Source organism: Pseudomonas sp. NPDC087639, from assembly GCF_044743385.1.
In the GTDB taxonomy this organism is placed as follows: Bacteria; Pseudomonadota; Gammaproteobacteria; order Pseudomonadales; family Pseudomonadaceae; genus Aquipseudomonas.
In genome coordinates, this window is sequence record NZ_JBIUWI010000116.1 from 1 (window position 1) to 7,811 (window position 7,811).

At 59.9% G+C, this 7,811-nt stretch carries 6 protein-coding genes; 3 read left to right on the forward strand and 3 right to left on the reverse strand.

The genetic code is table 11. The features are described from left to right. Positions 1-75: 75 nt before the first annotated feature. Positions 76-1,401, forward strand: a complete 1,326-nt coding sequence (hisD, locus tag ACIOVB_RS26420; RefSeq protein ID WP_401272150.1) for a histidinol dehydrogenase — start codon at positions 76-78, stop codon at positions 1,399-1,401. 2 nt (positions 1,402-1,403) lie between these two features. Further along, entirely contained in the window at positions 1,404-2,456 is a 1,053-nt protein-coding gene (gene hisC / locus ACIOVB_RS26425) for a histidinol-phosphate transaminase (protein ID WP_401272151.1), read from the forward strand. A 119-nt stretch (positions 2,457-2,575) separates the two neighbouring features. Here the strand turns inward: hisC and ACIOVB_RS26430 are convergent, their stop codons facing one another. The 3 genes from ACIOVB_RS26430 to algW form a co-directional block, all read right to left on the reverse strand. Next, positions 2,576-3,295, reverse strand: a complete 720-nt coding sequence (locus ACIOVB_RS26430; protein ID WP_401272152.1) for a DUF4198 domain-containing protein — start codon at positions 3,293-3,295, stop codon at positions 2,576-2,578. A gap of 12 nt (positions 3,296-3,307) precedes the next feature. Further along, on the reverse strand, positions 3,308-5,425 hold the full coding sequence (locus ACIOVB_RS26435; protein ID WP_401272153.1) for a TonB-dependent siderophore receptor: 2,118 nt from the start codon (positions 5,423-5,425) through the stop codon (positions 3,308-3,310). An 87-nt stretch (positions 5,426-5,512) separates the two neighbouring features. Then, the gene (algW, locus tag ACIOVB_RS26440; RefSeq protein WP_401272154.1) at positions 5,513-6,670 is read right to left on the reverse strand and encodes a Do family serine endopeptidase AlgW; all 1,158 of its coding nucleotides are present in this window, start codon (positions 6,668-6,670) and stop codon (positions 5,513-5,515) included. A 103-nt stretch (positions 6,671-6,773) separates the two neighbouring features. Between algW and ACIOVB_RS26445 the strand changes: the two genes are divergently transcribed. Then, positions 6,774-7,532 carry a Nif3-like dinuclear metal center hexameric protein gene (locus ACIOVB_RS26445; RefSeq protein ID WP_187676796.1) on the forward strand — a complete coding sequence of 253 codons (759 nt, stop codon included), beginning with the start codon at positions 6,774-6,776 and terminating at the stop codon, positions 7,530-7,532. Positions 7,533-7,811: the final 279 nt, after the last annotated feature.

A 7,811-nucleotide genomic window follows, 5' to 3' on the forward strand; every position in this document is an offset into this window, starting at 1 on the left:
AATATAAGGAAACAGATCGATCCCGGCGTGACGGCGGCCCGTCGCCCGGCGTCCCGATAACGGTACTTTTACGCTATGACCGCACCGACTGCAATTCGCCGACTCAACGCTGCTGACCCGGATTTCGCGCATCATCTGGATCATCTGCTGAGCTGGGAAAGTGTGTCTGACGACTCGGTCAATCAGCGCGTGCTGGACATCATCAAGGCTGTGCGCGAGCGCGGTGACGCGGCGCTGGTCGAGTTCACCCAGAAGTTCGACGGTCTCGAAGTCGCCTCGATGGCCGACCTGATCCTGCCGCGCGAGCGTCTGGAGCTGGCCCTGACCCGCATCACCGTGCCTCAGCGCGAAGCACTGGAAAAAGCCGCGGCCCGTGTGCGCAGCTACCACGAAAAACAGAAGCAGGATTCCTGGAGCTACACCGAAGCCGATGGCACGGTGCTGGGCCAGAAGGTTACGCCGCTGGATCGCGCAGGCCTGTACGTGCCGGGCGGCAAGGCGTCGTACCCGTCGTCGGTGTTGATGAACGCCATTCCGGCCAAGGTTGCCGGTGTGACCGAAGTGGTCATGGTCGTGCCGACTCCGCGCGGTGAAATCAACGAACTGGTGCTGGCCGCTGCGTGCATCGCAGGCGTCGATCGTGTGTTCACCATCGGTGGCGCACAAGCCGTTGCCGCGCTGGCCTATGGCACCGAAAGCGTGCCGAAAGTGGATAAAGTGGTCGGCCCGGGCAACATCTATGTGGCCACCGCCAAGCGCCACGTGTTCGGTCAGGTCGGCATCGACATGATCGCCGGCCCTTCGGAAATCCTTGTGGTGTGCGACGGCCAGACCGATCCGGACTGGATCGCCATGGACCTGTTCTCCCAAGCCGAGCACGATGAAGACGCTCAAGCGATTCTGGTCAGCCCCGACGCCGAGTTCCTCGACAGGGTCGCCGCGAGCATCGACAAACTGCTGCCGACCATGGATCGCGCAACCATCATCGAAACCTCGATCAATGGCCGCGGCGCGCTGATTCAAGTGCGTGACATGGCACAGGCCATCGAAGTCGCCAACCGCATCGCCCCGGAACACCTGGAGCTCTCGGTCGCTGACCCGCAAGCCTGGCTGCCGCAGATCCGCCACGCCGGCGCGATCTTCATGGGCCGTCACACCTCCGAAGCCTTGGGCGACTACTGCGCAGGCCCGAACCACGTATTGCCGACCTCCGGCACGGCGCGTTTTTCCTCGCCACTGGGTGTTTATGACTTCCAGAAACGCTCGTCGATCATCTTCTGTTCCGAGGCCGGTGCTTCCGAGCTGGGCAAGACCGCATCGGTACTCGCCCGTGGCGAATCCCTGAGCGCCCACGCGCGCAGCGCCGAATACCGCATCATTGACGACAAGCAGGGGAACTGAACATGAGTAAATTCTGGAGCCCGTTCGTCAAGGATCTGGTGCCTTATGTGCCGGGCGAACAGCCGAAGCTGACCAGACTGGTCAAGCTCAACACCAATGAAAACCCCTACGGCCCGTCGCCAAAAGCCCTGGCGGCGATGCAGACCGAACTCAACGATAATCTGCGCCTGTACCCTGATCCGAACAGTGATCTGCTGAAAAACGCCGTCGCTCAGTACTACGGCGTGCAGAGCAATCAGGTGTTCCTCGGCAACGGTTCGGACGAAGTGCTCGCCCACATTTTCCACGGCCTGCTGCAACACGATCAGCCGATTCTCTTCCCGGACATCAGCTACAGCTTCTATCCGGTGTATTGCGGGTTGTACGGCATCAAGTTCGACGCAGTGCCGCTGGACGCACAGTTCCAGATCAACCCGGCGGACTACGCCAAGCCGAACGGCGGGATCATTTTCCCCAACCCGAACGCACCGACCGGTTGCCTGCTGGCACTGGAAGCGGTCGAGCAGATTCTCAAGGCCAGCCCTGATTCGGTGGTGGTAGTGGATGAGGCTTATATCGACTTTGGCGGCGAGACAGCGATCAGTCTGGTGGACCGTTACCCGAACCTGCTGGTGACCCAGACTCTGTCCAAGTCGCGCTCGTTGGCCGGCCTGCGCGTTGGCCTGGCAGTGGGGCATCCGGACCTGATCGAGGCGCTGGAGCGGATCAAGAACAGCTTCAACTCTTATCCTTTGGATCGTCTGGCGAATGTCGGAGCGGCGGCGGCATTCGAAGACCGCGAGTATTTCGACAAGACCTGTCGTCTGGTGATCGAGAGCCGTGAGTGGGTGGTTGCGCAGTTGCAGGGCAAAGGTTTTGAAGTCTTGCCGTCGGCAGCGAACTTCATTTTTGCTCGGCATCCGCAACATGATGCGGCAGGGCTGGCGGCTAAATTGCGCGAGCAGGGCGTGATCGTTCGGCACTTCAAGCAGGAGCGAATTGCGCAGTTCCTGCGGATTTCGATTGGCACGCCGGAGCAGAATCAGGCGTTGATTGATGGGCTCGGCGAACTCTAAAACACCATTACCCCTGTAGGAGCGAGCCTGCTCGCGATAGCGGACGGACATTCAACATTTATGTTGACTGACCCGGCGCAATCGCGAGCAGGCTCGCTCCTACAGGGGACTTGTGTTGGTTATTCGTGATGTGGCTCACCCAAAAACGTTAGCGAACTGAACAGTCCACGACTGTTCACATCAACACTGTCCTTCACCGGCACCTCTACTTGCGCCGCAATCACATTCAACCCTTCATTACGCACCAACACCTGCGCACGCCCATCCTTGTCAGTCTCGGTGCTCAGCGTATTCGGCGCACTGCGATAGTCGCCAATCAACTTCACGCCCGCCGCCGGTTTGCCATCGAGCAATACCCGCACCGGCAATGATTTCCCCGGTCCGACCGTCAGCGGATCGACTTCCGGCAAAATCAGCAACTTGATCTGATCAAGCTTGGGCAACTTCGCCCCCGGCTGATAAATCGCCAGGCTGTACTTAAACGTCTCCGTTGCCTCGACAGCGCCCGGGACTTTGCTGCGACCCTCGTTGATCCACTTCTTGTCAGCGGTTTGCGACCACATCCCGTTGTTTAGTGCCACGGCCATGACCGCCGGTCTTTTCAGCGGCTTCAGACGTGCATGATCGGGCAGGCGTTCGACGCTGACCGGGATCATTTTGCCGCCCGCGTCATAGGCCCAGGCGCCGCTGATTTTCTGCGCCTTGAAGGCATTGTCTTCGGCGCCGTGGCCGTAGATCACTTCGATATTGCCGCGACGTTGTTCTGTCCACAGGCCATGGGCCGAAGCCTGGGTGGCGAACAGTGCGGCGATGATCAGTAGGGTTTTGCGGCATTGCATGATGACGTCCTTTTACAGGTTGAGTGTCAGGCTGACGGTGAAGTTGCGCGGCTCGCCGGGGTTGACCCAGTAGTTGCTGTAGGAGCGCTCGTAGTATTTTTCATCGAAGACGTTGTTCAGGTTCAGGCCGACCGTGACGTTGTCGCTGGCCTTGTAATGGGCCAGCAGATCGACGGTGTGATAGGCCGGCATTTCAAAGTCGCCGCCGGCTTCACCGGAGCGATCGCCGACATAAGTAAACGCCGCGCCGACGTCCGAGCCGCGCAAATGGCCGTCCTGAAATTCATAAACCCCCAGCAGGCTGCCGCTGCGTTTGGCCACGCCAAGAATGCGGCTGCCGGTGGGAATCACCGCATCGCCCTTGGTGACTTCGGCGTCGATGTAGGCGAATGCGCCGATGACTCGCAGCGCATCGGTTACTTGCCCGGTCACTTGCAGATCGAATCCACTACTGCGTGCCTTGCCCATGGCCCGGCTGGTGTCGGTGGAGGGATCGAGGGCGAGGACGTTTTCCTTGTCGATGTGGAAGAAGGCGAGGGTGCTGCTCAAACGCTCGTCGAACAATTCGTTCTTGATGCCGATTTCGTAACCCACGCCTTCTTCGGGATCGAATGATTTGCCGGAGGCATCGAGGCCGTTGTTGGGTTTGAACGAGGTCGAAGCGTTGGCGAACAGGCCGGTATTCGGCGTCAGTTGATAGAGCAGGCCGGCGCGTTGGGTGAGGGCGTCGTGGGTCTGGCGGCTTTTGGTGTTGCGGCTGTGATCGTCGATGCGTTGATCAAAGTGCTCGAAGCGCGCACCGACCATTCCACGCAGTTTGTCGGTGAAGACGATTTGATCCTGCAGGTTCAGCGCATGGCTTTCGACGTGTTCGAAGAAATCGGTACCCGAGCGTGCGCCGTTGGGTTTCGGCTGGCCGTAGACCGGCTTGTAAATGTCGATGGCGTAAGGGCCGCCAGCGATGGTAGTGACGCGCTCGTTCTTGCGGTAGTTCTCGTACTCGCTGCCGATCAGCAGTTCGTGCTGCCAGGGGCCGAGGTCGAAGAGTCCGCGCAATTCCAGTTGGGTGATGCTGTCGTGCCAGTGGGTGTCACGCTCGCGATAGCGTCGGTTCACCGTATGACCGTCAGCGTTCAGAGCACGACTTTCAGAAGCGTTGCCCCAGAGTTTGCCTTCCTTGTAATGGCTGGCCAGGCGCAGTTTCCAGTTGTCGTTGAGGTGATGTTCGAGGGTGGCCTGAAGCAGGTTGTTGTGGTTGTCGATGTTGCCGTCGTTCGGTTCGCCGAGGAAGGTCGAGCGCGAAACGCCGCTCCATTTGTTGTTTGGCGCGACGATGCCGCGGTCGAACGTGGAGCTGAGGCGGACGATTTCGCTTTCCACCAACAGCGATGTGTCGGGATTGAGTTGCCAACTGATCGAGGGCGCGACGAATACACGCTGGCTGTCGACGTGATCGCGAAAGCTGTGGTTGTCCTCGACGGCCAGGTTGATCCGCGAGAGCACATCACCCTGTTCATCGAGTGGCGTGTTGACGTCCAGCGCGGTGCGGTAGCGATCCCAACTGCCGGCGCTGGTTTGCAGGGTGGTAAAGGCTTCGGGTTGCGGTTTTTTGGTGACGATGTTCACTGTGCCGCCCGGATCCCCTCGGCCATAGAGGCTGGCGGCAGGGCCTTTGAGCACTTCGATGCGCTCGATGTTGGCGGCGTCGGGTGTGGCCGGGTAGCCGCGATTGGCGCTGAAACCGTCCTTGTAGAACTCCGAGGTGGTGAAACCGCGCACGCTGTATTCGTAGAGGGTCAGGCCGCCGAAGTTGTTTTGCTTGGACACGCCGCCGGCAAAATCCAGCGCGCGTTCGACGCTGCTGCTGCCCAGATCCTTGAGCACGCTGGCGGGCACCACGCTGATTGCCTGCGGGATGTCGCGGATCGCGGTGTCGGTTTTGGTCGCGCTGGACGAGCGCGTGGCGCGGTAGCCTGTGACGGGCCCGGTAGGGGATTGGTAGTCGGAGGTGACGCTGATGGCGTCGAGTTCGAGTGGCTGCGATTCTTCGGCGAAGACTGGATCGCACAGCAGACCCAGAGGTAAACCGAGGGTCAGGCCCAGCAGCGAGGCCTTTGTTCGAGACGACATGTTATGTTGTTCCAATTGTTTAATTGAAACAATATAACATGCCTGTTGAGAATGTCTGTTATTCGCGCCGCTGGCGCGAACAAAGTCTTACTCTTCTTTTTCCTTCACCGGTGCCGGTGGTGGTCGCAGGCCGATTTCAGCGGTCAGCTTGATCTCTTTGCCATTGCGCATGACCTGAATCGTCACTTTGTCGGTCGGTTTGATCCGCGCCACCTGGTTCATCGAACGGCGGCCATCGCCGGCCGGTTCGCCATCGATGCTGAGAATCACGTCACCCAGTTGCAGGCCGGCCTTCTGCGCCGGGCCATCACGGAAAATCCCCGCCACCACGATTCCCGGGCGCCCGGACAAACCAAACGACTCGGCCAGTTCCTGGGTCAGCGGCTGTACTTCAATCCCCAGCCAGCCACGAATCACCTGGCCGTGCTCGATGATCGATTTCATCACTTCCATCGCCAGTTTCACCGGGATGGCAAAGCCGATGCCTTGCGAGCCACCGGATTTGGAGAAGATCGCGGTGTTGATGCCGGTGAGGTTGCCATTGGCATCGACCAGCGCACCGCCGGAGTTGCCCGGGTTGATCGCCGCGTCGGTCTGGATGAAGTCTTCGTAGTTGTTCAGGCCCAACTGATTGCGCCCGGTGGCGCTGATGATGCCCATGGTCACGGTCTGGCCGACGCCGAACGGGTTGCCAATGGCCAGTGCGACGTCGCCGATACGGATGTTGTCCGAGCGGCCTACAGTGATCGCCGGCAGATTTTTCAAGTCGATCTTCAGGACAGCGAGGTCGGTTTCCGGGTCGCTGCCAATCACCCTGGCCAGGGTTTCACGGCCATCCTTGAGCGCCACAACGATTTGATCGGCGCCGCTGGTCACGTGGTTGTTGGTCAGGATGTAGCCCTCCGGGCTCATGATCACGCCCGAGCCGAGGCTCGATTCCATGCGTTTCTGCTTGGGCGAGTTGTCACCGAAGAAGCGGCGGAACTGCGGGTCTTCAAACAGCGGATGCGCCGGTTTGTTGATGACCTTGGTCGTATAGAGGTTGACCACGGACGGCGCGGCGATGGTTACCGCATCGGCATAGGACACCGGCCCCTGCTGCACGCTGGTGGTTTGCGGGGCCTGCTGCAGGTTGACGTCGAGGCTCGGAAGCCCGACCCACTGCGGGTAACGCTGAATAATCAACAGTGCGATAAGCACACCGGCCAACAGCGGCCAGCCAAAAAAACGCAGCACCTTGAGCATTAAGCACGTCCTGGAAAAGTTGCAGGCGGGGTCAGACCGCCCAGAAGGTCGCGCATTATACGAGGCCGCGCGTGCCTCTGAACGGGATATTTAGGAGTCTTTCATGGCCGTTGCCCTCAGCACCCTCGTCGAAGAAGCCGACCGTTACCTTGGCAGTGCGAAAATTGCCGATTACTGCCCCAACGGCTTGCAGGTCGAAGGCCGTCCGCAAGTGATGCGCATCGTCAGCGGCGTCACCGCCAGCCAGGCTCTGCTCGATGCTGCCGTTGAAGCAGAGGCCGATCTGGTGCTGGTGCACCACGGCTACTTCTGGAAGGGCGAGAACCCGTGCATTACCGGCATGAAGCAGCGTCGCTTGAAGACTCTGCTCAAGCACGACATCAGCCTGCTCGCTTATCACCTGCCACTGGATCTGCACCCGGACGTTGGCAACAACGTTCAGTTGGCGCGTCAACTGGACATCACGGTCGAAGGCCCGCTGGATCCGGACAATCTGAAAATCGTCGGTCTGGTCGGTTCGCTGAGCGAACCCATGACCCCGCGTGATTTCGCCCGCAAGGTGCAGGAAGTCATGGGCCGCGAACCGCTGCTGATTGAAGGCAGCGCAATGATCCGCCGGGTCGGCTGGTGCACCGGCGGCGGTCAGGGTTATATCGATCACGGTGTGGCGGCGGGGGTCGATTTGTTCATCAGCGGTGAAGCATCGGAGCAGACCTTCCACAGTGCCCGGGAAAACGACATCAGCTTCATCGCCGCCGGCCACCATGCCACCGAGCGCTATGGTGTGCAGGCGCTGGGCGATTATCTGGCGAAGCGTTTTGCCGTCGAACACATCTTCATCGACTGCCCGAATCCGATCTGAATCCACCACAAATCCCTGTGGGAGCGAGCCTGCTCGCGAAGGCGTCAAACCTTCAATACAAAGGTGTCCGGCACACCGCTTTCGCGAGCAGGCTCGCTCCCACAAGGGCACTGCTCGGCAGAACTGGCAGGCATATTCATATACCCTTTCGATCTAGTTGGCGTCCTGATTAGAAGAGGTCGCTGTGCTAGGATTCCCCGCTCGAACACGGCCCGCTGGCCGTTCATAAGAAAGCTTTCGTGAGTAGCCATGGTCGACAAACTGACGCATCTGAAACAG

Excerpts from the sequence above, each read along its gene's own strand:
- hisD (WP_401272150.1), top strand. The coding sequence starts at position 76 with ATGACCGCACCGACTGCAATTCGCCGACTCAACGCTGCTGACCCGGAT.
- hisC (WP_401272151.1), top strand. The coding sequence starts at position 1,404 with ATGAGTAAATTCTGGAGCCCGTTCGTCAAGGATCTGGTGCCTTATGTG.
- ACIOVB_RS26430 (WP_401272152.1), bottom strand. The coding sequence starts at position 3,295 with ATGCAATGCCGCAAAACCCTACTGATCATCGCCGCACTGTTCGCCACC.
- ACIOVB_RS26435 (WP_401272153.1), bottom strand. The coding sequence starts at position 5,425 with ATGTCGTCTCGAACAAAGGCCTCGCTGCTGGGCCTGACCCTCGGTTTA.
- algW (WP_401272154.1), bottom strand. The coding sequence starts at position 6,670 with ATGCTCAAGGTGCTGCGTTTTTTTGGCTGGCCGCTGTTGGCCGGTGTG.
- ACIOVB_RS26445 (WP_187676796.1), top strand. The coding sequence starts at position 6,774 with ATGGCCGTTGCCCTCAGCACCCTCGTCGAAGAAGCCGACCGTTACCTT.